We start from the raw sequence: 26,136 nt of genomic DNA, 5'->3' as shown, positions 1-26,136 counted from the left end.
GGCCGAGCGTACGTCGATCTCCACCAGAACTCAACACGCGTTGAGAAATTGCCCACATCGGGTAGATTCGGGCCATGGCAGCGCAGGACGACACGAGCACGACCCCGCGCGTCGGACGGCGCCCCGGGTCCTCCAGCACCAGGACGACCGTCCTCGCCGCCGCCAGCGCCCGCTTCGCCAGCGACGGGTTCGCCGCGACGACCATCCGCCGCGTCGCCACGGACGCGGGCGTGGACCCGTCCCAGGTGATGCAGTTCTTCGGCTCGAAGGACGGCCTCTTCGCGGCGGTGATGGCCGTCCCGGACACGGCGCTCGCCCGGTTCGACACCGCCTTCGACGGGCCGGACGAGCACCTCGGCGAACGTGTGGTGCGCGCCTACCTCGACGCCTGGGAGGGGCCTCCGGCGGAGTCCGAGCCCCTCATGGCGATGTTGCGCGGCGCGATCGCGAACGACAACGCGACCACCCAGCTCCGCGACTTCATCCAGTCGCGGCTCGAGCACGGCGCCTCCGGTCGCGACGGCGCGGACACGACCCTCCGAGCGGGTGCCGCCGCCGCGATGCTCGTCGGCATCGTCACGGCCCGTCGCATCGTCGGGGTCCCGGCCCTCGTCGACGCCGACCGCGAGGCCCTCGTGGCGACGATCGCCCCTGCGATCCAGGCCGTCCTCGTCACGGGGTGACCGCAGGACGGACGGGAGGCACGGGGCGGGCCCGCCCCGAGCCTCCCGTCCGTCCTGGGGTGTTCTGTCCGTGACTCCTTCCGCGCGGGCCGCGTCCGTAGCGTGGATCCCGACGACAGGAGCACGCATGCACACCAGGACACTCGGCCAGGGCCTCGAGGTCTCCGCGATCGGACTCGGTGCGATGGGCATGTCCCAGAGCTACGGCCCCAACCCCGGCGACCGCGACGACATGATCGGCGTACTGCGGTACGCCGTCGCGCACGGCGTCACGTTCATCGACACGGCAGAGGTGTACGGCCCGCACGACAACGAGGAACTCGTCGGCGACGCGATCCGGCCGATCCGCGACCAGGTGGTCCTCGCCACGAAGTTCGGCTTCGACATCGTCGCCGGCAGGTCGGTGGGCGTGAACTCCCGCCCCGAGCACATCCGCGAGGCAGCCGAGGGCTCGCTCCGCCGGCTCGGCATCGACGCGATCGACCTGTACTACCAGCACCGCGTCGATCCGGACGTACCGATCGAGGACGTCGCCGGCACCGTCGGGGAACTCGTCGCCGAGGGCAAGGTCAAGCACTTCGGGCTCTCCGAGGCGGCGGCGGAGACCATCCGGCGCGCGCACGCCGTGCACCCGGTCACCGCCGTGCAGAGCGAGTACTCGCTGTGGACGCGCGACCCGGAACCAGCGGTGCTGCCGACCTGCGCGGAGCTCGGCATCGGGTTCGTGCCGTTCAGTCCGCTCGGCAAGGGCTTCCTGACCGGCACCATCGCCGCGGGGACGTCGTTCGGCGAGGGTGAGATCCGCGGGAAGGTGCCGCGGTTCGAGGCCGAGAACCTCGCCGCGAACCAGGCCCTCATCGACGCGGTACGGACCCTCGCCGAGACCCGTGGTGCGACGCCCGGGCAGATCGCGCTCGCGTGGCTCCTCGCCAAGCACCCGTTCATCGTGCCGATCCCCGGGACGCGCCGCACGGAGCGCATCGACGAGAACGCCGGCGCGACGGCGATCGCGCTCTCCGCCGACGACGTCGCCGACCTGGACGGGCTGGCCGACCGGATCGGCGTCGCTGGCAACCGCTACGACGCCGCGGGGATGGCCGCCGTCAACCGCTGATCCGAGACCGGCTGATCCGCTACCCGCCGCTCAGGCGTACCGGATGCCGTCGCCGGCGATGACGGCGCGGTACCCCTCGCGGTAGGTCGGGTACCGGAACGAGAACCCGGAGGACTTCAGGAGCGCGTTCGACAGGCGCTTGTCGGTCACCGGGACGTCGGCGGACGCCTCGGGCAGGGGTCCGGCACCGAGCTCAGCGGCGAGGAACCGCAGCACCTCGTCGCGGCGGACGGGCTCGTCGTCCGTGCCGATGACTAGTGGCGGTGCGGCGTCGAGCGTCGCGAGGTGCACCAGCGCCGCTGCAGCGTCGTCGCGGTGGATCCGGTTCGTCATCGGCGAGCGCCCCGGTTCCGGGACGACGGTCGCCCTGCCCGATCGCACCTGGTCGATCAACCGGGTGCGCCCGGGCCCGTAGATCCCGGACAGGCGGACGAGCGTCGCGCCGGGCGCCCGCTCGCGGAGCATGTCCTCTGCCTCGAGCAGGACGTCGGTGGTCTCGGTGCCTCCAGTGGCCGGGATGTCCTCGGTCACGATGCCGTCGCCGCCGTACACCGCAGTGGAGGACACGACGACGACGCGTGGCGAGGAGCCGGACGCGTCGACGGCGTCGAGCACGTGCCGGAGTCCGTCGACGTAGGTCGCGCGGTACGTCTCGGTGTCCCTGCTGCCAGCGGCGAGTGCGACGACCACGACTCCGGTGTCGGCGCTGATGACCGGTGCGTCGTGCCGCAGGTCGACGGCGCGTCCCTCGATCCACGTCGGGAGCAGTTCGGGGCTGCGGCGCAGGCCGACCACGTTGTGACCTACCTGGTGGAAGCGGAGTCCGGCGGCGGTCCCGAGGTCGCCGCAGCCGGCGATGACGACGTGCACGCGGTCGACTCTACGGCCGACGACCTGGGGCTCCGCGGTCAGAGCGAGAACCCGCCGTCGCTCGTCAGCACCTGCCCGACGACCCAGCCCCCGGCCGACGTCGACAGCCACGCGATGAGCTCAGCCGGGTCCTCCGGCCGTCCGACCCGACCGAAGGGCGTGCTCGCCAGGTACTCGTCCAGACCCTCGAGCGAGCGGTCCGTCGTCTCCGGGTCCATGTACCCGGTGTTCACCGGACCGGGGTTGACCGTGTTGAGGACGATCCCGAGCTCCAGCAGGTCGGCGGCGACGGTAGCGGTGACCCCCGCCAGCGCTGCCTTGCTCGCGGCGTAGGCGACCTCGCCGCGCATGGCGCCGTGGATCTGCCCGGACGTCATCCAGAACACGTGACCCTGCGGCTCGGCGTACGGGCCGTTGCCGGTGATCCGGTCACCAGGACGCCGCTGCTCCTCGGTCTGCGGAGCCCGACGGCGGGCGAACTCGGCGGTGAGCAGCATCGTCGCCCGGGTGTTCACCTCCCAGAACGCGCTGAGCCGTTCCGGGGTCATGTCGAGGATGCTGCCGTCGTCCCCGCTCTTGGCGTGGTTGCACACCAGGACGTCGAGCCCGCCTGCGAGCTCTTCGGCCGTGTCGATCACACCGGCGATCGTCGACGGGTCCGACAGGTCCGCGGCGACATCGGCGAAGCGTGCACCCTCGGTCAGGTGGGCGCGGATCCCGTCGCGGACGGCGTCGAGGTCGTCGCCACCCCACGGCAGGTCGAGGTCGTGCGGACGGTGGTGGTGGATGACGATGCTCGCGCCGAGCGAGGCGAGCTTCGTCGCGACGGCGAACCCGATGCCGCGGCGTCGGGAGACACCGGTGACGAGGGCGGTCTTGCCGTGCAGGGGCAGGTGTGCGGACATGGTGAACCTCTCGAACCGCGCCGGATCGGCGCACAGATGGGAATCGAAGACGGTTCAGCGGCACTGCATGCCCATCACCGTACCCATCCCCGTCGCGCTCGACAACCGCTCCGAACAAGAACCGTAGGATCGGGGAACCTCACTCGTCGACGTCGCCGGAGGACCGCATGACCACCAACCACACCGCACCCGTCGCCCGACCGACCCGGGCGACCGCGTCGGTCGCCGCGATCCTCGCCGAGTCCGCCGCGCGGTACCCCGACGACGTCGCGGTCATCGTCGGCGACCGCCGCACGACGTACGCCGAGCTCTGGTCACAGACGCTCGCCTACGCCGGGGCACTCCGCGACCGAGGCGTGGGCGAGGGATCGCGGGTCGCGATGCTCGTCCCGAACGTCGAGGACTTCCCCCGCGTCTACTACGCCACCCTCGCCCTCGGAGCGGTCGCCGTCCCCGTGCACGCGTTGCTCAAGCGGCACGAGATCGAGTACATCCTCCGGGACAGCGGCGCGACGCTGCTGGTGTGCGCGGCCCCGCTGCTCGGCGAGGGCGCACCCGGTGCGGAACTCGCCGGCGTCGACGTCCTGACGGTCCTCGCACCGCCGGCGTCCGACGACGGGGCTCCGGTCCACGACCGGCTGGAGGGCCTGGCGTCGTCGAGCGAGCCGCTCAGCACCTACACGCCGCGGGACCCGTTCGACACGGCGACGATCCTGTACACGAGCGGGACCACCGGGAAGCCGAAGGGCGCGGAGGGATCGCACTTCTCCCTGCTCGAGCAGGCCAACACGAACCTGATGACGACGTTCGACATGCACCGCGGCGACGTCCTGCTGGGGGCACTGCCGCTGTTCCACACGTTCGGACAGACGTGCACGATGAACACCGGCTTCCGGGTGGGGGCGACGATCGTCATGCTGCCGAAGTTCGACGGCGACTCCGCCCTCGCCGCGATGGTCGAGTACGGCTGCGAGGTCTTCATGGGCGTCCCGACGATGTACATCGCCCTGCTCGACGCCGCCACCCGCTCCGAAGCGCGCCCACACCTGCGCTACGCGATCTCCGGCGGCGCCTCGCTGCCGTTGGCCGTCCTGGAGCGCTTCGAGAAGGTGTACGACGCCCCCATCCACGAGGGGTACGGCCTCACCGAGACCTCCCCGGTCGCGACGTTCAACCACGTCGGCGTCCCACCGCGGCCCGGCACCATCGGGACCCCGGTGTGGGGAGTCGACGTCGAGATCGCCGACCCCGAGGTGCACGACGCGATCGTGCTCCTGCCACACGGCTCGATCGGCGAACTCGTCATCCGCGGACACAACCTGATGAACGGGTACCTCGACCGGCCGGAGGACACCGCAGCGGCGATCGTCGACGGCTGGTTCCGGACCGGAGACCTCGGGACGAAGGACGACGACGGCTACCTGACGATCGTCGACCGGACGAAGGACATGATCATCCGGAACGGCTACAACGTGTACCCGCGGCAGGTGGAAGAGGTCCTCGCCACCCACCCCGACGTCACGATGGCCGCGGTGTTCGGCGTCCCCCACGAGCTGCACGGGCAGGAGATCGAGGCCGCCGTGGTGCTGCGTTCCGGAGCCACCGCGACGCCGGAGGAACTCATCGACTTCGTCGCCGGCGAGATCGCGGCGTACAAGTACCCGCGTGCCGTGCACGTCCTCGACGCGCTGCCCCTCGGTCCGAGCGGGAAAGTGTTGAAGCGGGAGCTCGTCGACCGGTTCGGGTCGAGCACGGAGCAGACGAGCACGGTGGGCCCCGCCGGGATCGAACCCACGACATCCACGGTGTGATCGTTCGAGCCGCCAGGGACCGAAGCAGCGCAGACCAGTGGTTGTGCGGGTTTCGGCCCTGAACGGCTGCGGCGGATGCTCGCTGAGCAGGACTCTCCGATTGCTGACGGTGCAGCGCTGCCTGAGGACCGCTCGATCAGCACCCTCGGGTACCGAGCTGGGTCCCGCGCCCTGCCGCCAAGCGGAACCACGCCGACGCTCGAGCGAGCGTGTGAGTCAAGGACTCCCCCGCCAGGGAGTTCTCGTGGGCTTCCTTCCTCCGCGGATGCTCGTGACGCGGATCGCCCGCACGCATCTGCCCGGCCGGCAGCCAGACGAGCTCCTTGCCGATCGTGAGGACGGCCGACTCGGACCCTTCGGCGAAGAACGGTGTCTCGTCGAGGCCGGTCGAGAACGGCAGCTGGTGGGTGCGCCGATCGCGGGCCCAGCTGAATCCGAGCACGTACCGGCCGTCGGGGTCGTTGTCGCGTGCGCGCTCGTACGCTTTCGAGTAGTGAGTCCCGTTGGTGCGCAGCCGACCCCGGAGCTGCTCGTCGAGCGCCATCACCCACCAGGTGCCTTCGGCGCCGGCGACGAACGCCTTCCGAATGTCGGCCGGTCCGAGTTCCCCCAGTCGGCGCAGGGCGTCATCGATCGCCTCGAGGGCGACAGAGGTCGCAATTTCGCCGCTCAGGGTCCTGGTGAGGATCCGCCAGTCGATCGGTAGTGCGTCTAGGTCGGGGGCGGCCTGCGCGGGGGTCTTGGAGGTTCGGTCAGTCTCGTCGGGCGCTGAGTTCCCCGTCCTTTTCGAACTGCGGCCATAACGAATCCGGCAATTGCTAGCGAGTTGAACGGCTCGGTGGCTGGCGGCTCGTAGCGCTCAGAGGGTTCATTCATGTCAGTCTTCCGCGGGGTCTTGGAGCCACAAAGCGATTCTTTTGAACATCATTGAGGGTGACAGACCTGGCTGTCCGTCTATGCGGCAAGTGCCAACTCAGCGGCACCGATGCCCCCCAAAAAAACTGGTGGTGCGCGCGGAAACCACGCTCACGGAACAATCGGGCTTTCGTTATTCGGTTGCGGCGCCGAACCGGAGGCCGAGAACGCGGACGATGACGCTGTCTACGCTGCCTTCGCCTGCCAGAACGGCTGCAGCGCACATTCAGGCTGCCACCCCGACGCGGTTCGCGGTGAGCCGCTTTGATGCACAGCGACGAACGCACGACCGAGCGTCGCGAACCCTGCGGGGCCGGGCGTCTCGCTGATGACCACGCCGCCACCGCTCCAATCCCGATAACGGCGCTTCCCGGGAGCGTATCAGCAGGGGGGGAACCGCATGATGCCAAGGCGCAGTTCGTCGGCGTAGCTGACTGACAGCAAGAGGCCCACCCCGCAGGGGTGGGCCTCTTCGTTCCTGTTGTACCTGCTGAACAGCCAGCAAAGTGGATTTCCGCGACGCTTGATGCGCTGTCAGCTTAACAAACTCACGAGCGTAGCCGTGACGAAGTATCCCCCAATGAACACCATTCCGCCACCGATCACCACAATGAACCACGGAGCATATGCCGGGCGATACTCACTCGATATGGCCTTTGACATCTGCCTCTCTGCATGAGCAGCGGCGGCGTTCCGGAAAACGATCAGCGCAATACCAAGGGCGATACCGACGATCCCGACAATGAGAAATATCATCTGAAAAGGTTTCCTGTGTATGTGAAGTCGACTCCGCAGTCAGCTCCCGCTCCGAGCCCCGCGCCTACAGAATAGTCTGTCGGCACCGGGCTCGTATTGGCGCTCGAAGCACTTCCTGTGACGACGCCGCCGGCTCCAGCTGTGCACGAGAATCCGCCGGTCCAGCCTTCCGAGAGGGAGCCGGTCGAGTTGGAGCTCGTGGCCGATGCCGAGAATCCAGCACCAAGACCAAAGCCTTGCGTCGGAATCCTGTGTCCGTAACCATCGTCTGCGTAACCCAAGGACAAGCAGACGTAGTAACAGAATGTCCCGGTGTTCTGAGTGTAGTTACGCCCCGTGGGGTCGCTGCCGTTGATGGGGTCGTCGGCTGCGTAGGCGTAGCGGTTGGCGTTACTGGGGTCGAGGGGTGCGTCCATGGTGTCGCGTTCGATCCAGCCGCCGGTGGTGGAGGTCTGCCAGCGCATCCCGAACTTGGTGAGGCCGTTGGCGTCGCCGGCGCGGACGCCGCCCTTGAAGCCGAACGGGTTCTGCTTCCACTGAGCGCTGTCGCCACCCGCAGTAACCGTCTCGGCACCGTATGGGTCATAGGTGGTGGTGTAGGCGGTCTTGCCGGTGTCGGTGATCGCGGCGGCCTGGCTGCCGATGCCGTCGAGAACCCACATGGAGGTGGCGCCGTCATTGGTCTGAAAGTCGAGTGGCTGCCCGGTGGACGGGTCGCTGACGACTGACGCGGTTCCGGTGCCGACGACCTCGCGGGAGGTGATGCCGGTGCCGTAGGTGTACCGGTATGTCGGTCCGCCGTCGGTGCTCTGCGACAGGAGCCGGTTCATGTCAGCGCCCGCGTATGCGTAGGTGGTCTTCTTCCCGTCCTTCGTGGACGAGATCAGCTGCTGTGCGCCGTTGTAGGTGAAGGTCGCTCCGGGCGCGGCGGTCATGTTGCCGGTCGCGTCGTAGGCGTAGCCAGCTGAGGTGATCTGCCCGATTGGGTTGAACGTGAGCGTCTGCGAGCTGGTCGTGTCGCCGGAGGCGGTCGCGGTGAGGCGGTTGCCGGCGGCGTCGTACGTGTATGTCCAGGTGGTGTTCTTAGCGCCGCCTGCCTGCGTGGCTTTCTGCAGGCGGGTGGTGGTGGCGGTGGAGCCGTCCTTGTTCTTCGTCGTGTAGTCGTAGTCGGTCGTCTGTTGCGTGAGGTTGTCCTTGGACCACTGCAGCTGGTCACGGTCGTTCTTGCCGTCCGTGGCGGTGCACGCAGCACCCACGGCGACCCCGTCGAGGAAGCAGTAGGTCGTGTCAACCACGGGCTGCGGGGCGGCGCTGTTGGCCCAGGCCTGCACCTGGGTGACCTTGCCGGACTTGTCGTAGGTCAGCTTCTGGTGGGCCTGCCATGAGGTCGGGTCTTTCGTCGGGTCAGCGTTCGCGACGGCAGCGAGCCAGGTGTCGGTCCGGCGGCCGTGGTCGTCGATGCGGTACAGCTGCTTCGCGGTGCCCGAGTTCGTCGGGTACGTCGTCGAGGCGAGGGCGTTCGCGGGGTCGTAGTCGTGGGTCACGGTTCCGTGCGCGTCCGTGACGGAGACGGTGTTGCCGGCGAGGTCGTAGCCGTACTGCACCTGCCCGCCGCCTGCTGAGTTCTGCGTCGTGATGAGCCGGTTCTGCTGGTCGTATGTGGTCGTGATCGTTCCGCCAGCGGAGGTCTGCTGAGTGCGGTTGCCGTTGCCGTCGTACGTGTTCGTGACCGTCTGGGTGCCATCGCTGAACACGATCGTGAGGGGACGGTCGTCGTTGTCGTAGGTGGTCGTGGTGGTGTCACCGCGGCCGTCGGTCTGCGTCTTCGTCCGGCCGAAGTCGTCGTACGTGAACGACTGCGGCTCCAATGAGGTCCCGGTGGGGGCGGTGATCGTGGTCAGCTGATGCGTGGACCCGTCGTGGGTGTACTTCGTCGGGTTCCCGTCATTGCCGGGTGCTGTCGCCTCGGTGACGAAGCCGAGAGCGTCGTCGTACTTCAGCGTCGCGGTCGCCGCGTTGTCGCCGGAGCCGCTCTTCGTGGTCAGCTGATTCCCGACGCCGCTGTACGTGTACTGCTGCGAGTTCCCGGCGCTGTCGGTGGAGTCAGCTGGCCGGTACGCGTTCGCTCCCGTGCTGTACGTCGAGGTACTCGAGGACCCCGAGGCGCCCTGCACCTGGGTCAGCGACTGCTTGTTGTTCGCTCCGTATGTGCCGGTCGAGGTCGAGGCGCCAGCGGAACCGGAGACTCCGGTGGTTGCTGCGGAGACACCGTTGTTGCTCGGGTTGTACTCACGCGACTGTTCCCGGCCCGCGGCGTCGACTGCCTTCTCGACGAGGCCGTTGCTGTTCACCGTGTACGCGGTGTGCTTCGCGGCGGCGACCGGCACGGACTGATCCGATCGAGGGTCTGCGACCAACGTCGACGTGTCACTGGCGTAGGAGAGCCGAGTCACTGCGGTGCCGGGCGAGCCGGCGGTGGTGTTTGCCTGTTCGATCTTGGTGACCCGGTCACCGGAGTCGTAGGTGAACGAGGTCACGCCGCCCTCCGGTGCGGTGATCGAGGTCAGGTCCCGGTCCGTGTACCCGAAGGTGGTCTGCTTCCCGAGCGCGTCGGTGTAGGCGACGATGTCGCCATCGCTGTTCTTCGTCCATGACACCGTGCGGCTGCTCGAGCCGCTGGTCTGGGAGAACGTCTGCACGCCGTTCGCGTAGGACGCGTTCGCCGTCCGGGCGCCGGTCACACCGGCGCTGGAGACGAGGGTTGTGAGGGCGTAGTCGGTGCGGTTGAAGCTGACCTGGTTGCCGTTGCGGTCGTTGACGCTCGTGGGCTGGCCGGCGAGGTTGAAGTGGATGACCTGGTTCGTGGTCCACCCCTTCAGCTGGTACTCGTAATTCGTCCCCGACGTGTTCACGCGAGTCAGGGTCTGCTGCAGACCGGCGGGAGTCTGGAAAACACCCTGCTCGCCCGTCGGCGTGAACTGCCACGCCGTTCCCGCGCCGTCGGTGTAGACCACGCCGGACGCGTTCGCCGAGAGGTCTCCCGCGCCAGCGAGCGCGTACTGCCACCGGTTCGCGGCCATCGTGTTCGTGTTCGCGAGCTGGCTGCTCCGCGAGTTGTAGGACACCCCGATCTGCGTCGAGGACGTCACCCCCGGCATCGACAGGGCGCTCGTGCTGATCATGAGGTTCCCGGTGCCGGCATCGACCGACGCAGAGGTCTGGTCCGTGATCGGGAACGGGAGCGTCGTCGCGGAGCGGCGCTGCCCCGTCAAGTTCGTCAGCGCCGGACCTCCCGGAAGCGAGTTGTACGTGCCCTGCAGGTCGACGACGAAGTCCGTCTTCGTGCTCGAGGCGTTCTTGATCCGGATCTTCCCGTTCGCCCCGACAGGGAGGATCGTCGTCGTGGTACGGATCGAGGTGGACGGGCCGTAGTTGATCACGGACGCTCCAGGCTCGACTGCGCCATCCCCCCACGCCTTCGCGTACCCGCCACTGGTGCCGTTATGCACCGCGGTGAGCGTCACGGCGACTGCCGAGAGCCCACCCTCCACACTCGGCACACCGTCGCGCACTCCGGCGACCTGCACCGCGACCGATGCGTTCGCGGCCACTCCGGTGCCGCTGCGGGTGTCGATGAGTCGGCCGGTCTGTGGGGTGAAGCCGCCACCGGGGTTGCTCGGCAGGAAGTACCCCTGCACGTCGACCTGCAGATCGATCGTGCCGCCCTTCGCGGCCGTGTCGATGGTGAGCTTCCCACCGGTGCCGACTGCGACCTGCGCGCTCATAGCTGTCGAGATTCCCTGCGTCGAGACGTAGTTCAACATGCCGGTGCCCTTGGTGCCGTCCGTCGGGAACGGACGCACCCAGCCCGCGCCACCGCCGGAGTTCTGCACGATGATGCTGACCGCGACCGCAGCAGCGTTGGCGGGGATCCCGTTCGCGCCCGCCGCCTGGAACGTGATCGCATCCCCGCCGTGCAGTTGCCCCTGGCGGACACCGGTCCCGTTCACGGTGTTCGCGATGCGAGTCCCGTTGATCGGGACGAACCCGCCCGCACCAGCACCGTTCTCCGTGCTGGTGTAGTAGCCAGTCACGTCGACCTGGACGTGGGCTTGGGCGGTTTCTGTCGCGATGCGGATGTTTCCGTCATCGCCGACTGCGAGCAGCGACGTGTTCGAGGTGTTCCCGCCGACGCCGGCGCCGTAGATCATCAACAGCGTGTTCGGATCGTTCGCGTCCGGACGTCCGGTGACCTGACCCTGCCCGTTCGGGTCCCCAATCGTGATCATCAAGCTCACCGCACCGAGATCGGTGGTCGGCAGTCCGTTCACTCCGGCGACCTTGATCGTCTTCAACGTGTTCGCCGCTGTCACACCGTCATAGATCCGAGCATTCGACGGAACGGGAACGTACTGCCCGCCAGTCCCCGTCACCTCCGCGCGAGCCGGAGCTGGTGGCGAGACCACAGCCAACAGCGAGCCAAGCAACGCCACCAAGGCGATGATCACAAGCAGAAACGACCGGCTCCGCACAGACCAAGACACTACGAACACGCGAAAAGACCCTCAAGTGGTTGCAGGCAGCTATGCCGCCCCCATGACGGCGCTGTGCGACCCGAAAGCAAAGCTACGGAAGCGATTACCCCCTCGCTCCCCCACTTCGGGGGGGCGACGCCGCGCGAGTCGCGTGATTTTTTGCATGGCTCTCCGCCGGAGCGCAAAAAGTACTGCCGCTCAGCCTCGACCACGTGAGGCTTTCCGCAAGCCCGTTCGACGGGTAGCCCGGCGACGGGGCGTTGAACAGATCCCTCTGCTGACCCGTATCGGATCGCAAGTGGGCTCGGGCGCCGGGTCCGAGCCTCGCATTCTGCGGTCGGTCAGGCGCCTGGTGCATTCCCCGCCCGACCAGCCCATCAATCGCGCAGCATTCAGTAGGGCACGGTCGTTGGTGGGCTAGCGTGCCCTCGCAGAGACGGCGATCGGCGGCTGTCAGTGGTCGTGTCTTTGACCGCGGGGCGCCGATAAGTGGTCGTTATCGGAACTTCGCGCGGATCCGGCGCCGAGCAGCGGACGAGCCTCCGGCACGACCTCCAAGCGCCGTAACGGAAGGCGGGCGACCTCCGTGAAGCAGCGACAGCTCGGTCCGAGACTGCGACGAATCAGACGGACGCCCGCCCCCGGTCACTGAACGGTGTCTCGTCGAGGCCGGTCGAGAACGGCAGCTGGTGGGTGCGCCGATCGCGGGCCCACCAGCTGAATCCGAGCACGTACCGGCCGTCGGGGTCGTTGTCGCGTGCGTGCTCTTACGCTTTCGAGTAGTGGGTTCCGTTGGTGCGCAGCCGATCCCGGAGCTGCTCATCGAGCGCCATCACCAACCAGGGGCCTTCGACCACAGCGACGAACGCCTTCCGAATGTCGACCGGTTCGAGTCCCAGTACGGACTGATCACCCAAGGCAATGCCTGCGGATGCTGACAAATCTGACGACGGCCACCTCAACCGACAGCGTCGGCTCTTATCTCTTCAAGATCCGTTCAGGTTAGGCCCCGATGAAGACGCCAGTCAGAAACGCAATCACGAAATACGGCCCCACCGCGCTCATAGCGCAACCAATGAATGCGATGAACCAAGGGAAAGGCTTCGGGCGAACGCTTTCAGGCAACACACGCCCTCGCTTGGTAAATCCGCCGCCCCTTTTCGGAAGATGGTAAGGAAGATTCCAAACGCAATGAAGAAAATACCAGCTGTCAGAATGATGATCATTGTACTTATCCCGTGCACGTCACACCGAGGCCACAGTCTGCTCCCGCTTCGAGTCCCCCTCCCACAGCATAGGCGTCGATCCCACTGATCGTCAGGGCACCGGAGGCACTGCCGGTGGCGACGACGCCGTACCCGGCGGCACAAGACGCTCCTCCTATCCATCCCTCGGAAAGAGAACTTGTGAAGTTGGTAGCTGTCGCGGCGGCTGAATACCCAACACCGAGGCCGGAGCCCACCGTGGGCCTTTTTTGTCCATAGCCGTCATCTGCCCAGCCGGCGGAGATGCAAGCGTAGTAGCACATCTGGCCGGTGCACTGCCAATAGTTGCTGCCCGTCGGATCGATGCCATTGATTGGGTCGTCTGCGTCTACTTCCCCATCGGGCAGCACCAAGGTTTTGAGGCCGTCGACTTCGCGGACGGCCCGACGGAGATCAGTTGCGATCACCTGCTCGTGCACTTCGTGACACCCTCAAACCCTTGCGATGATCGCAACAGGTCGCTGACGACCGCCCCAGAGGCGAAACGCAGCTGCTGCGGTTGGCAGTTACGCCAGGATGAGACGATGACGGCATCAACTCAGGGGACAGCTCTCCGGAACACCGGGTGGCCGCGTTTCGGCGACGCGAGCGCAGGGCAGTCGCGGACCGTATTTGGAGTTGGACTCTGCGCGAGGGTGGACTACTCCCAGAACTGCTCTCCGCGATCGCGGCAGAAATACGGGCGATCGATACATAGGACTCGGATGTTTGGGAGCTTCCAGACCTTCGACCCGGCGCCAACCACGAGTGGGGGCTGGTGATCGGGACGGAGGGATTCAGCGAGTTCGTCGTCGTGTCCAGGAAGAACGGCAGATTGATGCTCCTGGTCGCCAGCGACGATTGAGCATTAGACCGGTAGCTGGACCGTCGAGCTGAACGGTGTTGTTCTCAACGTCACATCCGTCCGTAAACCGATGGGTCACCGGACATGGCTAGAGGCCGGCGAAACCAGTCCGCCAGGTCGACCACCGGGGCGCGAAGCCCAGTTCGCGGACACGACGGTTGGACACCGGTCGCCCGTGTTCGCCGCTCTGCTCGGCGCCCGGCACCGGCCCGCCGACGGCGGCAGCAAGGGCGGGGACCCACGCGGTTCCGGGTGCTGGATCGTCGTCCACGACATTCCATGTACCGGCGGGCCACCCGAGGGCCGCGACAACGGCTGCCGCAGCGTCGTCGACATGCAGGAACGAGGTCACGGTCTCCGAGGCGGGGAGCAGACCGGCACCTGCGGCCTCACCAAACCGACCGTCCGAGGTGTACCAGGTGCCGGGTCCGTACAGCTGCCCGAACCGCAGCACGACGCCGGCGCCGACCTCTTGGACGGCGGCTTCGAGTGCCCACACGGCGGTGATCCTCGTCCGACGCGGCTCCCCTGCGTCGAGGTTCAACGGGTCCGTCTCGGTGGCCGGTTCCGTGCCGGACGGGTATCCACGGGATACTCTGCGCGACGATCCTGTCGACCCCGGCGCCTCGTGCCGCGTCGACCAGGTCGCGGGTACCCACCAACCGGAGCTGCGCGTTGCTGGCAGAATCACCCGTGCCGAGGTCCGTCATGAGGTGCAGGACGGTATCCGGTCGCGCACGCGCAATCGTGGCGATCGTGCTGTCACGGTCGAGCGCGTCGAGCACCGTGGCAGTCACACCCGGACGTTCCAGCAGCCGCGCCTTCTCAGCCGACCTGGACGTCACGGTCACCTCGTGCCCGGCTGTGAGGAGCGGGGGGACAACCGAGGTAGAGAGGACCCCGGAACCACCGGCCACGAAGATGCGCACCACTCCATGGTGGCAGGGCCGACGACATGGGACAGCCGCAGGCAAAGGCACCCGGCTGCGGCGTCCGGAACCCGCCAGCTACCGCGTGCGCGGACCGCGAGACTCAGCGGTGCTCGCGACCTCCGCGGGCTTCGACGGAGAGCAGCCCGTGCAACACACCCACATCGATCCCGCGATCCTCTACTTCGGCACACCCGTCGTCCTCCTGAGCACCATCGATGCGAACGGCGAGACGAACACCGCCCCGATGTCGTCGGTGTTCTGGCTCGGACACACCGCCGTCCTCGGCATGGGCGGCCGATCCCAGACCGCGAAGAACCTGCTGACCACCGGCGAGTGCGTCATCAACCTGCCCTCGGCCCCGCTCGTCTCTGCAGTGGACGCCCTCGCCCTCACCACCGGACGCGACCCCGTGCCGGCAGGGAAGGAACGGGTCGGCTACCGCCAGGTCCGAGACAAGCTCACCGCAGCCGGACTGCACGGACGCCCCGGGGACACCGTCGGTGCCGAGCGGATCGACGAGTGCCCCGTGAACCTCGAAGCACGCGTCGTCAACGCGCACACGCTCGCGGGCCAGGAACCGGGCGACGACGCGACCTTCCTGTTCGAAGCCGCGGTCTCCCGCGTCCACGTGCACGACGACATCCGTGCACCCGGGACGACGAACCGCATCGACCCCGACCGGTGGCGGCCGCTCATCATGGCCTTCCAGCGCTTCTACGGCCTGACCGCCGAGCTACGCCCGTCGAAGCTCGCCACGATCGATGAGGAGTGGTACCGATGACCCGGATACGCAGCCCTCAGACTCGGGTCTCGTAGCCGATCAACTACCGGACGCGAGGTCGACGATGGCTCAGGCCTGGCCCGCGATTTCTCGGAGTGCTGCGAGGTGGGCTCGCCAGGCTTCCCGGCCTTGGCGGGTGAGTGTCAGCGACGTGCGGGGCGTCTTCCCCGTGAAGGCCTTCCCGACCGACACGTAGCCGGCTGCCTCCAGAAGGGCGACTTGCTTGCTGAGCGCTGAATCGGTCACCTCGATTGCGTCCCGGACCTCGCGGAACCCGATGGTCGTTGCGCGGTCGAGTGCGGCGACGATCGAGAAGCGTACGGGGTTCTGCAGATGCGTGTCGAGTCGGTGACGGGGGTGCGAGTGGTCGATCGTCGTCATCGTCGCGCCTCGTACGAGGCGCAGGCCATCGTGACCGCCAGGACAGCCGCGGACGTGATCCCAGACCACAGCACGGAGCCGTGGACCCAAGCGACGACCGCGATCGCGGCTGCGTAGGTGACGAACCAGCTGGCGATGTAGATCGTCCATCGTCGACTTCGTGCGAAGGATGCTCGGCCACGGATCGTGACTGCGAAGAAGACGATGAGTGCGAAGAGTGCCGTGAGTGTGCCGACGTAGGTGAGTCCGAAGGCTGAGCCCGTGGTCAGTCCCATTCCCAGGGTTCCGAACGACGTCACTGTGCCGAGCGCGAGGATGAAGGTGACGTAGGGCCACCGTGTGCGCTCGTGCGCCTGTCTGCTGAGACGGTCTGCGGTGTCGAGCAGCCCTCGGGCCTCGCTCGGGCTGATGCCGTGCTGGTTATCCATGTTGCTCCCTCCCGGTTACCAGAATGACATGCACTTTCCAATTTGGCAACTACATGTGAGGCAGCGGGGTCCGCCCATACGGCTGCGATGGAACCAGCCTGGGCTCCTGGATGCCGGGGTGTCCACGAGCCGATCCCATACCGAACTACGGCCGTTGCGAGTGTCGCTCACGCTGCTCGACGGAGTGCGCGGGCGAGAGACCGGCGGTCGCGCGGCCGTTCAGCGACGGACTGCTGGTCTCGCGACCGGGGTGGCGAGGGTGTCATGGAGCCGCTGCGCGGTGACGTCCAGGTCGGTGAGCCACGGGATGCTGCCGACGAGTTCCTCAGCGAGTTCTGCGACGTTCCGGGCACGGAGAACGCGACGTCCGAGTGCGGGCGTCATGAACACCGTTGCCGCGTGCCGGTTGTGCCAGTTGTCGAACGCGCGGTAGCCGGACTCCCCTTCGGCTTCCGCCTGCTGCTGCAGAGCGACGATGTGAGCGTTGCGCTGCTGTTCGACAGCGGCTGTGACTTGCACGATGCGGACACGGCTCGCCCATCGGAGCGGCACCTCCGGGGCGAGGGCGAACGCGGCGACGTTGATGCCGTACTCGCGGCGGATGTTCCCGACCGACTCGGAGACCCACTTCGGGTACCGCCCGGGCAGCAGGTACAGGTCTCCGAAGATGAGGTCGTCGAGCACCGGTGGCGCCGGCGACCAGACGACGGTTCCGACTGGTGACCGGCCCGGGGTCCGGTCGACGTACTCGTCGAGGCCGAGACCAACACGACGCCACCACGGCATGGGTTTCTGGACCTCGACGCCGAGCTGCAGCACGAGTGCACGGGACGCGTGCCGGTACGAGTCGAGCTTCTCGTTCAGCGACCGTTCCACGTCGCCCCACGTCAGCGGCTTTTCCCTCGTCGAACCGAAGAGGTATCCGCCCGCGGCACGCCTGGCGCTGAAGTCTGCCAGCGCCTGATCCCGCAGACGCTGAAGCGCGACGTCGAAGGGCAGCACCGGCGGCGCGTCGATGGGTCGGGTTGGTACGAGGTTCGGCGGTCGCCGGAAGGTCGCGTCGAGCGCTTCTGTCCATCGAGTCATGCGGGGTTCAGTCCCTCCTGACCGCCGACTCTATGGACGGTGAGGAGCAGAGCGGCAGCCCCACGTTCGGGGAAGTGGAATGCCCACCAAACGGCCCGCCGGGCACAATCGGAACCGTTCTCTGTACTTCGCCGCGAAGGCCGATCCGCTCCGAAGACTCTGACAAGAAGTGGGAAGCGGGCCGAGGCACGGCAAGATCGAGCGGGGCGTCGGACTCGACGTCTGTCTCGTGATGCAGGGGGATCGATGACGATCGAGATGTTGTGGGCGCAGGATGACCCGGATGAAGTGCTCCGAAACCGTTTCGGCTTTGCGAACGCGGAGGCAGTGAGCGCTTGGGTCAGGTCAACGATCGAGCGTCATTGGGGTACGCGTGTCGGATCGCCGGAGCGGGTCGTGATCAGCGACAGCAACGCTCTTGCATGGGTGCGCAGCGGCGACCAACGCCTCCTGTTGAAGTGGTCGGTAGCGCCTGACCGATTCGAACGCCTCGCGCTTGCCGCCAAGCTCACTGCTTGGCTCGGTGCGCTTCAACTCCCCGTCTCGGCACCGATGCCGACACTTTCGGGTGAGGTCCAGGTGACGAGCGACGGCGTCTCGATGGGACTGCAACGCGTCATCGACGGCGCCCACCTCAACGTCGAGGACGCCGATCAGGTTCGTGGAGCAGGAGCGACACTCGCTCGGCTGCACAACGCACTGCGTGCGTACCCCCTGAGCAACTCGCGACCCGAGGTCCTTCCGGTGCCGGCACCGCTCGCCGAGCAGATTGCAGGCTGGGTTGCTTCTCATCCGTCGACGCTGGCAGTGGAAGCCCGAGACGTTCTCGGGCGGCTGCTCGAACGAGCGCCGTCGGACCTCCCGCCCGTCCAGATCGTGCAGGGCGACTACCGCGCCGCGAACATCTTGTGCGCCGAAGGCGCTGTCGTCGGCGTTCTCGACTTCGAGGAGATTCGACTCGACCATCGGATCGTCGAGCTCGCTCGTTCAGCGGTCATGCTCGGCACGCTTTTCCGGGACTGGGGACCCGTTGCCCCGTCAGTTCGGCAGCAGTTCCTGGACGGCTACCAGACGGTCCATGCACTCACCGATACGGAACTCCGATGGTGGCCCATCCTCGTGCTCTGGTTCTCGCTCGCACTCGTGCCTCCAGGCGACGACCCCACGGGGTGGGGTCGAGCAGCAATCGAGGTACTTCACGAGCACGGAGCGAGGTAGGAGAACGCAGTCTCGATAGCCGATCGGCTATCGAGACGGTCTCAAGGGCTGCTGTCACGCTGAGCTGTTCGGGCGCTACGGTCAGGGTCCTGAGGGGACGGAGGCGTGGGGGTGGGAGCCTTTCCGTTTGCGGTGGTCCTGACGCTTCTGCTGATCGTTGCTCTTGCAATGGTTGCGGCCACTGAGGGTGGCGAATACGAGCAGGGCTGACCGCGGCAGTCAATCGACTTCGGAGACGTCAGAAGTCCCTGTCGACCTGCTGGGCGACACACCGCAACTGCTGCTCTGGCCGATACGTTCGATGGGTGGATGACATCAGCTGGAGTTCCGGGACGTGGACGAACGCACCCGTCGAGGCCCTGACAGCGGGCGACGGATTGCGTGTGACAGCCGTCGAGGGCAGCGACGCTTGGCGGCTCACCTCGTACGGGTTCGTGCACGACACCGAACACGCGCTCCTCGCCCCGTTTCCGAACGGCACCGCCATGGAGGTGACGTTTCGTTTGGACTTCACCGACCAGTTCGACCAGGCAGGCATCTTCGTCTCCGTCGACGAGGAGACCTGGATCAAAGCTGGCGTCTAGCGGAGCGATGGTGAGAACAGCCTCGGAGCTGTCGTCACGCGCGTCTTCTCCGACTGGTCTCTCTCCCCGGTCCCGGACTGGCACGGCAAGCTCGTCACCATCCGCGCAAGCCGGTCCGGCAACGCCCTCACGGTGCGCGCGCGCGTCGACGGCGGCGACTGGCGCTTGGTTCGCGTGGCACCGCTGGGCGAAGAGGCGACCGTGACGGCTGGACCGATGTGTTGTGCGCCGTCTCGTTCGGGCTTACAGGTGCAGTTCACCGCCTGGCAGACCGGGGCCGCCGACGGCAGTCTGCACCCAGACGAGTAGAACGCGATGAGGACGCAGAGCGCGAGGGCGATGAAGATCGGTCCGGCCCACTCGCCAGCCTCCGGTGTGAACACGATGTCAGCTTGCCCCGGAAGAGGGCTCGCGTCCCTGCGACCAGGGGTAGAGGAAGCCGGGTGCAACACGTCCCTCTCTGTCCGACGGCCGATCGGCCAGTGAGATCGCGCAAGGACTCGAAGGAGAGTTAGCTCCGGCGTGGCTCGGGGTGGTAGTACACGGACATTGTGAGGTCGCCCTCCCCGTCGGTGACGCTGCTCGTGAGGGTCAGGTCCTCGATCGACATGTCGCCGGGCCCGCGACTGGCCCGCGCGGATCGACCGCTAGCCGATCGCCCATCGAGGCTGCCCCAGTATCGTCCCGCGTCGTCCGATCACCGCCAGAGGTAGGCCCGCGACTCGGCTGAACTGAGGAGGTGATGAACAGAACTACCCAAGCCAACGCCTTCCGCGCCCTCCACTCCAATCCCGCTCAGCCGCTCGTCCTCGCCAACGTATGGGACGTAGCAAGTGCCCGACTCGTGGAGAGCGCGGGCGCGGCAGCCATCGCTACCACCAGCGCGGGTGTCGCATGGTCGCTCGGCCGCGCGGACGGGAATGCGCTCGGGCGCGAAGAGGCCGCTGCGGCACTCGCTCGGATCGCCGCCGCGGTGTCCGTGCCGGTCACCGCGGACATCGAAGCCGGATACGCCGATGACGCAGACGGCGTGGAGCGCACGGTCCACGCCGTGCTCGAAGCTGGCGCGGTCGGTATCAACATCGAGGACGGCGCGTTGCCGCCGGCCGATCTGGTGGACCGTATCGGCGCTGCCCGACGTGCAGCCGATCGTGCTGGGGTGCCGATGTTCATCAATGCACGGACGGACGTGTACCTCGCTGGGCTGGTCGCTCCGGCTCAGCATCGCTCAGAGACCCTTCACCGGGCGAAGCGCTACCTCGAAGCAGGAGCAGATGGCATCTTCGTTCCCGGAGTCAGCGATGTCGACACGATCAGAGCCCTGGCGGAAGCAATCGACCGTCCGCTCAACGTGATGGCCGGCCCTGGCTCCCCGAAGACCGCGCAGCTCGCGGGGCTCGGAGTGGCACGAGTGAGCCTTGGCTCGGGTGTGGCTCAGGCTGCGTACGAGACCGCTCGACGGGCCGCTGCCGAGCTGCTGAGCACCGGCACGTACGAATCCCTGGCCTCGTCCGTGGACTACGGCGAGTTGAACTCGCTGTTCTGACGAAGGAATCCATGCGGGCCTGAGCACCACTGCGAGGAAAGGGCCGCGGACGCCTTGGACGTCGGCGGCCCTTTCGTTGAGCGACTGCCCACAGGCGGCCCATGGGTCGACGGTGACCGTCTCGATAGCCGATCGGTGCAGCGTCACCGCCGTCAGTGAAGGTGCCTCATGCGGACGCTTCGCGCGCGCTCCCAGGTCTCGGGGCGAGTTTCCCTCTGATCATGGCTCCCTTGGTGGGCCCTGCCGGGATCGAACCGACGACATCCACGGTGTAAATGTCCTTATCCCTGGACGCTGCCAGACCGGTAGGCAAGTAACCGCAACCATCGCAGCTGTTCAAAGTCCGGTTCTTTGCGGTTAGTTGCCACCGCCTCCGCGTCTTCACCAACATCACACCGACACGCGGAAGCTCCACCGCACACACCAGGACTCGCGGCGTCGGCACTGTAGGCGGCGAGGGTCCGCGCGACGAGTCAGCTGCGCCGGGTGCTCGACGATACCCGACTTGACCTGGGCTTTCCTCGAACAAGGCCCCCGCGGCGTCGGGTCATGCATAGGGCGTGCATGACCAACGCAAACACCCACACCATCAAGGCCCGCAGCGCTCAGACGTCGAACGGCCAGACCGCCCCTTCTCGTCGAGGCCGCGGTTTCACCCACGAGTCGGGCCCGAACAACCCGAACATCGAGTGGTACACCCCGGCCGCCGTGTTCGACGCTCTGGGCGTCGATTTCGACCTGGACCCCTGCTCCCCCGGTTCCGCGCTCTCGAACGTTCCGGCCGTGAACTGCTTCACCATCAACGATGACGGGCTGACCTCCCCGTGGCACGGCATGTGCTGGGTAAACCCGCCTTACGACGACACGGACGCATGGCTCGAGAAGCTGGCTGCACACGGCGATGGCATCGCACTCGTCTTCGCACGCACGGACACCAAGTGGGCGCACAAGGCGATGGCTTCGGCCGACGTCGTCTGCTTCACCGCTGGCCGCATCAAGTTCATCAACGGCCGGACGGGCCGGCCACAGGGGTCGCCTGGCGCGGGGTCGATGTTCCTGGCGTGGGGAGAGCGGGCCGCGAGAGTTCTCCGCCAGGCCGACCTCGGGCTCTGCTTCTCCGTTCTGAGCTGACCACCGGGTTCCCCAGAGGCCCTCGATGCGAGTTCGCGTTGAGGGCTTCTTCGCGCGCTCACATCACGTCGAGAATGCCAGCGCGCTCCAACATCAGAAGCATCTGCCCGTCGCTCGGCCCCACCCGCTCTACCGAACCCAGCGGTAACGGCGCACCGTGCAGCTGCATGACGGTGAGGTAGAGGGCCGGTTTTCCGACCCACTGCTCCGGGAGGTCGGATTCGAATCGCTCGCCCTTCGGTGCCGTGTAGATGGCCAGCTCCTCAACCGTCATCGACGCGGTGCCCTGACGGCGATGCACGCGCTCCCAGTGTTCCAGTTCGGCGTGCTGTGCTCTCTGTGCGACGGCAATCATCAGCTCGGCGCGATTCGAGGCGCCCGGGAGCAGTTGAGCCAGCGCGGCTCGCGGGTCATCGAACAGCATCCAGTCTCCGCTGATGTGGACGAGGGTGTGGGCCGACGGCTCGATGGTCACGACGGCGGCCGACGCCGTCCTGCGCGAATGTCGGCGAGGTAGTCGAGCGGTTGTTGCAGCGACCACAGCGCATCGAGCAGGCGGCCGTCTTCCGGCATTGCCCAGCCGAGGAGAGCGGTCGCCTCAGCGGGTGAGAAGATCTCGCCTGCCCGCACCACCGCGGTCCAACCAGCGCGGATGTGGACGCGGCGGACCTCGTCGGGCGCATCTCGCTTCGCAACGCGCGCGTACTCCCTAGCGCCTTCCTGCGGGGTGACGAGCTCGACTATCAACCCGACGCCGGGACCAAGCGTGAGGACCTGCGCACGAACGCGGACCTCCGCGTCGTCCTCGGGCCCACTGCGGTACTCGATGAGCATCGGCTCGCCGGTGGTCGGCGACGACGAATGCGCATCGACAGTCGAACGCAGGCGCCCCCACGAGATGGCTCGCCACGTACCGCCGCCCGCTTGCAGCACGGAGAGCGTCTCCGCCGCGAGGTGCTGCTTGGCCTCGGGGTAGCCGCTCATGCGAGGTCCACAGCTGCCGGAGTGATCGCGCGTGGCGCCCCGGTCGATCCTGATCCGTTCACGAGAGATGTATGCGCGGATTGCACGACATGCGTGCGTACGGACGGAACGACGACAGCATTCGGGCTGGTGCTGATCATCCGCACGCGGTGCGTCCGTGCGTCGAAGGTCCGAATGCGCGGCGGGGGCTGAGTTCATCACGAACGCTTCTATGCGGCGAACCGCGGCGTTGACGCGACTTTCTCGAGGGCCGGCGCGATCCGGCCGTCATCGAGCAAGCGGTGACTTGCCGGTGCTCGACGGGTGGACGGGATCGTCAAGTCACCGCAGATCGCCGGTGGCAAGCCGATCGGAAGGGGTAGAGGGCCCTTTGACTTGAAGACTTATGTATAGAGGATACAAAGAAGAAGAAGAAGAAGTAGATCGGCCCTAGATCCCCACACCTATATACCCCCTAAAAGGTCTATAGCTGTACCTCCCCGCAACGGTCATGCACGGAAGCCACGAGAGGTTTCCCCAGTTCAGACCGACTTTTCTGACACTTCCAGGGCTCATCACGGGCAAGCACTATCCGCCAGGAACGACGATCCGGGCACCCTGGGTGCATGTCAGGAGCCCCGACGACAAGGGCCATCAGCCCGGTTCCTCCCTGAGGACGGCGGCTATGACACACCGGCCTCGCCGTCGCTGGACTGGACCGAAACACAGGTCAACTCAGCCCGTCTCGGTCACTCCGACATTTTCGCCGCATAGAGGTGGGTGGACAGCAAACAGCCTGTCCGTCCACCACGAGGAAGCGAACACATGTCCCCCACCAATCAGCCCGCCGGCAACGGCGCCATGTCACTCCGAGAGCTCGCTGCGGCGGCTGATGTCACCCTCGGCACCGTTTACGCCTGGAGCGCCAAGGGCATGCTCCCCGAGTCTGCATCCAAGGTCGACGGAAAGTTCTGGATCCCTCGCGCTGACGCCGACGTGCTCATCGCAGAACGGCGTGCGGACAAGCAGCGCTTCTTCGGACAGAACACCGAACCGTTCCCGCCGGATGTCGAGACAGTCGGGCTCGAGTGGCTCGCCGCTCAGTTGAACGTGTCACTGCGCCGGGTGTGGGCCCTGAGTGCAGAGGGCGCGCTGCCTGCATCCGCGCGACGGATCGGGCGATCCATCCAGATGCCCATCGAAGACGCACGCACCTTTGCCGAGGAGCAGCGCAGCCGCCGACGACGCCCGTTCCCAAGGCGCCGACAGGCATCGCGAGCGACAGTGGGCCTGGGGTGGCTCGCTGATGAAATCGGATGCCCTCGACAGTCCCTCTACTACATCATCAACATCGTTCCGCTGCCGGACTCGACGTTCTACGTCGGGAACGAGATGCGGATGCCCCGCGAGGACGGCGAGAACTGGGTCGCCGACTTCTCCGCGTCGATCGAAGCCGACAACGCCAACGGGCGACGCCTCGGCGCCGCGCTGAACCGGTCGCAGGCCGCGTGAGGGTGGGGGTCGGCCGAGCGATGTCAGCCGACCGCCACGAGCTCGGCCTTCGTCAGATGATCTCGTCACGGTATGCGGGCTGTGCGCACGCGAGACCTTCCCAACGCACCTGGAGAGGCCAACCGCCACCCTTGGTGACGACGCCACGACACCCTCCGGGTACGAACGTCCTGCTCGTTCCCCCATGGTCCTTGCTCGCAGCGACAACGGTTCCGGCGGAAATCATCATGGTCGTTCCTCTCTTGAAGCCGGCCGGACATCGGCGGCGCCGTTCCTATGCGCGGACAGGACGGGCTTTGGGAGCGCCGCAAGTCGCGAACCGGGGTGCCATCTGATGTGACCTCCGTGGTTGTGAATGCTGACTCGCCTCGAGGGGTCACTCGAGGCATGTTGTCGATGACCTCGCTACCTCCGCACATATCGCAGGTAGCCCCGCCGGTCTCCATCCGAGACAGTCGCCGGCACGGCAGATCCGATCTCGAAGGGAATCTGATGCACAGCGCCAGCGACGAATGGTGGTCTCAAGCCCGGCAACGTACCGACATCCTCGACTTGCGGGATTGGTCCACGTGGCCGGTCGACATCACGCGCGAACTCGTCGCCCTCGAACGCGCGGGCCTGCCCGCCACGATCGAGACCCACGACACAATCCGCCTCGCCGACGGCCGCCGCGCCCGCGTCGCACCAGCCGCATCCCCCCGCCGCCAACCCGGCCTGAGTCTCGACGACGAGCCAGAACTGCTGCTCGTGCCGACACCGGCGTACGTCAACCGCCGCACCTTCGTCGAAGTAGCGCGGTCCGCACCGAACGTGCTGCTCGTTGACGGCTCCCAGGTATGGGAGGACGGCCGGCAGATCGCCGGAGAGCCTGCGTTCCAAGAGCTCCGAAGTGACCGGTACGCGGTGTTCGCCGTCGCACGCACCCTCCCTGTTGCCAGCGGCCGTATCGATCAGATCGCGGCCCACACGGGGATGAGCGTTGGACGGGTCGGTGACGCGCTCAGCGTTCTCGGCGACACCGTTCGGCACGTCGACATCGGATGGGAAGCGGTCGACATGTTCGCCCTCGCCGACTGGGCGATGACCTACAACGGGCCCGGTGGTACCGCCACCAGCTGGCACCACCCCGGTACCGTCAAAGAACAAGCGCGCCTCCTCATCGACGCCGGCGCACTCGTCTCCGGCGCCTGGGCGGCGATGACCCCGTTCCCTGGCCTTTCGTATCTCGGCCGGAAAGACGACGTCGGAACCGGACGAACACGGGTGGCGTTCACCCGCAACATGCCCGACATGGCCGCGCTGGGATTCACGCCCGCCGTCCCACCAAGGGATGGGAGGGCGCGACCGAAGTTCACCGTCGCTGTCCCCGAGGACGAGACCATCTTCGCGACGTCGAACTTCTCCGCCGGCGGCATCACCGACGACACCATCACCGTAGCCACTCTCATGCGCGGCTACCACGAAACTGACCTCGCCAACCAGCTCCGCAGCCGAATCCACTTCCGCACCGACGTCCACTACGACCTCATCCACCATCTTCCTTCGTGACAGGCCCGTACGACAGCACGCTTCAAGCATCGGAAGTGTCACCCACGACTGTGGGCGCCCCAGATTGCGCCGGCGTCTCGTGCGACAACTGCCGAACCGCGGACCCCGCGCCCGTGCCGGGACTCGTTGAGACCAACGACGGGGTGTGGCACGTCGCCTCGAGCCCGTGACGCGTCACCTCAGTCGACCAGGCCTCGGTTGGCGACCGTCGGGCGACGAAAAGGCGCCTCAGCACGACAACGAACCACTCGGAGTGACCGCGCCGACAGGCCTGACCTCGACGACACAGCAATCGGCTTCTCCTCCGCACAGATTGAACCAGCCACGA

At 66.9% G+C, this 26,136-nt stretch carries 20 protein-coding genes and 1 pseudogene; 10 read left to right on the top strand and 11 right to left on the bottom strand.

Features of this window, described 5'->3' with window-relative positions:
* Window positions 1-74 precede the first annotated feature (74 nt).
* Together QK288_RS10800 and QK288_RS10795 are read left to right on the top strand one after the other, a co-directional pair.
* Complete coding sequence (locus QK288_RS10800; RefSeq protein ID WP_281264314.1) at window positions 75-683, top strand: TetR family transcriptional regulator; 609 nt, start codon at window positions 75-77, stop codon at window positions 681-683.
* A 127-nt stretch (window positions 684-810) separates the two neighbouring features.
* Window positions 811-1,797: an aldo/keto reductase gene (locus QK288_RS10795; protein ID WP_281264313.1), complete on the top strand. Its 987-nt coding sequence runs from the start codon at window positions 811-813 to the stop codon at window positions 1,795-1,797.
* Window positions 1,798-1,827: 30 nt separating this feature from the next.
* On the opposite strand, the gene QK288_RS10790 is transcribed toward QK288_RS10795, so the two are convergent.
* Together QK288_RS10790 and QK288_RS10785 are read right to left on the bottom strand one after the other, a co-directional pair.
* Complete coding sequence (locus tag QK288_RS10790; RefSeq protein WP_281264312.1) at window positions 1,828-2,667, bottom strand: NAD-dependent epimerase/dehydratase family protein; 840 nt, start codon at window positions 2,665-2,667, stop codon at window positions 1,828-1,830.
* A gap of 38 nt (window positions 2,668-2,705) precedes the next feature.
* On the bottom strand, window positions 2,706-3,572 hold the full coding sequence (locus QK288_RS10785; protein ID WP_281264311.1) for an SDR family oxidoreductase: 867 nt from the start codon (window positions 3,570-3,572) through the stop codon (window positions 2,706-2,708).
* A gap of 167 nt (window positions 3,573-3,739) precedes the next feature.
* Here QK288_RS10785 and QK288_RS10780 point away from each other — a divergent pair, with 167 nt between their 5' ends.
* Entirely contained in the window at window positions 3,740-5,383 is a 1,644-nt protein-coding gene (locus QK288_RS10780; RefSeq protein WP_281264310.1) for a long-chain fatty acid--CoA ligase, read from the top strand.
* Window positions 5,384-5,519: 136 nt separating this feature from the next.
* Here QK288_RS10780 and QK288_RS10775 read toward each other — a convergent pair whose 3' ends face one another.
* The 4 genes from QK288_RS10775 to QK288_RS10760 form a co-directional block, all read right to left on the bottom strand.
* Window positions 5,520-5,927: a hypothetical protein gene (locus tag QK288_RS10775; RefSeq protein WP_281264309.1), complete on the bottom strand. Its 408-nt coding sequence runs from the start codon at window positions 5,925-5,927 to the stop codon at window positions 5,520-5,522.
* Between the two features lie 905 nt (window positions 5,928-6,832).
* Entirely contained in the window at window positions 6,833-7,054 is a 222-nt protein-coding gene (locus QK288_RS10770) for a hypothetical protein (protein ID WP_281264308.1), read from the bottom strand.
* Window positions 7,051-11,427 (bottom strand): RHS repeat-associated core domain-containing protein, encoded by a 4,377-nt coding sequence (locus QK288_RS10765; RefSeq protein ID WP_281264307.1) that lies wholly within the window; start codon window positions 11,425-11,427, stop codon window positions 7,051-7,053. The genes QK288_RS10770 and QK288_RS10765 overlap by 4 nt, the downstream gene beginning before the upstream one ends.
* Before the next feature lie 2,359 nt (window positions 11,428-13,786).
* On the bottom strand, window positions 13,787-14,197 hold the full coding sequence (locus QK288_RS10760; protein WP_281264306.1) for a hypothetical protein: 411 nt from the start codon (window positions 14,195-14,197) through the stop codon (window positions 13,787-13,789).
* Window positions 14,198-14,775: 578 nt separating this feature from the next.
* On the opposite strand from QK288_RS10760, the gene QK288_RS10755 reads away from it, so the two are divergent.
* A complete protein-coding gene (locus QK288_RS10755) occupies window positions 14,776-15,411 on the top strand; it encodes a flavin reductase family protein (RefSeq protein WP_281264305.1) in 636 nt (211 codons plus the stop codon).
* A gap of 69 nt (window positions 15,412-15,480) precedes the next feature.
* Here QK288_RS10755 and QK288_RS10750 read toward each other — a convergent pair whose 3' ends face one another.
* From QK288_RS10750 to QK288_RS10740, 3 genes are all read right to left on the bottom strand, one after another.
* Window positions 15,481-15,792: a transcriptional regulator gene (locus QK288_RS10750; RefSeq protein WP_281264304.1), complete on the bottom strand. Its 312-nt coding sequence runs from the start codon at window positions 15,790-15,792 to the stop codon at window positions 15,481-15,483.
* Window positions 15,789-16,220, bottom strand: coding sequence for a chemotaxis protein CheY (locus tag QK288_RS10745; RefSeq protein WP_281264303.1), 432 nt, complete (start codon window positions 16,218-16,220; stop codon window positions 15,789-15,791). The genes QK288_RS10750 and QK288_RS10745 overlap by 4 nt, the downstream gene beginning before the upstream one ends.
* A gap of 219 nt (window positions 16,221-16,439) precedes the next feature.
* Window positions 16,440-17,306 (bottom strand): hypothetical protein, encoded by an 867-nt coding sequence (locus QK288_RS10740; protein WP_281264302.1) that lies wholly within the window; start codon window positions 17,304-17,306, stop codon window positions 16,440-16,442.
* A 246-nt stretch (window positions 17,307-17,552) separates the two neighbouring features.
* Between QK288_RS10740 and QK288_RS10735 the strand changes: the two genes are divergently transcribed.
* The 4 genes and pseudogenes from QK288_RS10735 (at window position 17,553) to QK288_RS10720 (ending at window position 21,785) form a co-directional block, all read left to right on the top strand.
* Entirely contained in the window at window positions 17,553-18,524 is a 972-nt protein-coding gene (locus tag QK288_RS10735) for a phosphotransferase (RefSeq protein ID WP_281264301.1), read from the top strand.
* A gap of 314 nt (window positions 18,525-18,838) precedes the next feature.
* Window positions 18,839-19,417 (top strand): annotated as a pseudogene (locus QK288_RS10730) (DUF1349 domain-containing protein).
* 433 nt (window positions 19,418-19,850) lie between these two features.
* Window positions 19,851-20,654, top strand: a complete 804-nt coding sequence (locus tag QK288_RS10725) for an isocitrate lyase/phosphoenolpyruvate mutase family protein (protein WP_281264300.1) — start codon at window positions 19,851-19,853, stop codon at window positions 20,652-20,654.
* A 564-nt stretch (window positions 20,655-21,218) separates the two neighbouring features.
* Window positions 21,219-21,785 (top strand): DNA N-6-adenine-methyltransferase, encoded by a 567-nt coding sequence (locus tag QK288_RS10720; RefSeq protein WP_186317528.1) that lies wholly within the window; start codon window positions 21,219-21,221, stop codon window positions 21,783-21,785.
* A 58-nt stretch (window positions 21,786-21,843) separates the two neighbouring features.
* Here the strand turns inward: QK288_RS10720 and QK288_RS10715 are convergent, their stop codons facing one another.
* Window positions 21,844-22,260, bottom strand: a complete 417-nt coding sequence (locus QK288_RS10715; RefSeq protein ID WP_144759130.1) for a hypothetical protein — start codon at window positions 22,258-22,260, stop codon at window positions 21,844-21,846.
* Window positions 22,257-22,769, bottom strand: coding sequence for a hypothetical protein (locus QK288_RS10710; protein ID WP_144759133.1), 513 nt, complete (start codon window positions 22,767-22,769; stop codon window positions 22,257-22,259). Before QK288_RS10710 ends, QK288_RS10715 begins: the two co-directional genes overlap by 4 nt.
* Before the next feature lie 759 nt (window positions 22,770-23,528).
* On the opposite strand from QK288_RS10710, the gene QK288_RS10705 reads away from it, so the two are divergent.
* A complete protein-coding gene (locus QK288_RS10705) occupies window positions 23,529-24,260 on the top strand; it encodes a hypothetical protein (protein WP_281264299.1) in 732 nt (243 codons plus the stop codon).
* Between the two features lie 492 nt (window positions 24,261-24,752).
* The gene (locus tag QK288_RS10700; protein WP_281264298.1) at window positions 24,753-25,808 is read left to right on the top strand and encodes a hypothetical protein; all 1,056 of its coding nucleotides are present in this window, start codon (window positions 24,753-24,755) and stop codon (window positions 25,806-25,808) included.
* Window positions 25,809-26,136 lie beyond the last annotated feature (328 nt).

The sequence above is a fragment of the Curtobacterium sp. 9128 genome (assembly GCF_900086645.1).
GTDB lineage: Bacteria > Actinomycetota > Actinomycetes > Actinomycetales > Microbacteriaceae > Curtobacterium.
The sequence above is the reverse complement of the archived record's forward strand: the minus strand, read 5'-3'. Positions and strand labels throughout refer to the sequence as shown.

Coding starts and splice junctions, on each gene's coding strand:
- QK288_RS10770 (WP_281264308.1), bottom strand. CDS start 7,054: ATGATATTTCTCATTGTCGGGATCGTCGGTATCGCCCTTGGTATTGCG.
- QK288_RS10720 (WP_186317528.1), top strand. CDS start 21,219: ATGACCAACGCAAACACCCACACCATCAAGGCCCGCAGCGCTCAGACG.
- QK288_RS10795 (WP_281264313.1), top strand. CDS start 811: ATGCACACCAGGACACTCGGCCAGGGCCTCGAGGTCTCCGCGATCGGA.
- QK288_RS10750 (WP_281264304.1), bottom strand. CDS start 15,792: ATGACGACGATCGACCACTCGCACCCCCGTCACCGACTCGACACGCAT.
- QK288_RS10740 (WP_281264302.1), bottom strand. CDS start 17,306: ATGACTCGATGGACAGAAGCGCTCGACGCGACCTTCCGGCGACCGCCG.
- QK288_RS10700 (WP_281264298.1), top strand. CDS start 24,753: ATGCACAGCGCCAGCGACGAATGGTGGTCTCAAGCCCGGCAACGTACC.
- QK288_RS10800 (WP_281264314.1), top strand. CDS start 75: ATGGCAGCGCAGGACGACACGAGCACGACCCCGCGCGTCGGACGGCGC.
- QK288_RS10735 (WP_281264301.1), top strand. CDS start 17,553: ATGACGATCGAGATGTTGTGGGCGCAGGATGACCCGGATGAAGTGCTC.
- QK288_RS10785 (WP_281264311.1), bottom strand. CDS start 3,572: ATGTCCGCACACCTGCCCCTGCACGGCAAGACCGCCCTCGTCACCGGT.
- QK288_RS10780 (WP_281264310.1), top strand. CDS start 3,740: ATGACCACCAACCACACCGCACCCGTCGCCCGACCGACCCGGGCGACC.
- QK288_RS10725 (WP_281264300.1), top strand. CDS start 19,851: ATGAACAGAACTACCCAAGCCAACGCCTTCCGCGCCCTCCACTCCAAT.
- QK288_RS10745 (WP_281264303.1), bottom strand. CDS start 16,220: ATGGATAACCAGCACGGCATCAGCCCGAGCGAGGCCCGAGGGCTGCTC.
- QK288_RS10775 (WP_281264309.1), bottom strand. CDS start 5,927: ATGGCGCTCGACGAGCAGCTCCGGGGTCGGCTGCGCACCAACGGGACT.
- QK288_RS10710 (WP_144759133.1), bottom strand. CDS start 22,769: ATGAGCGGCTACCCCGAGGCCAAGCAGCACCTCGCGGCGGAGACGCTC.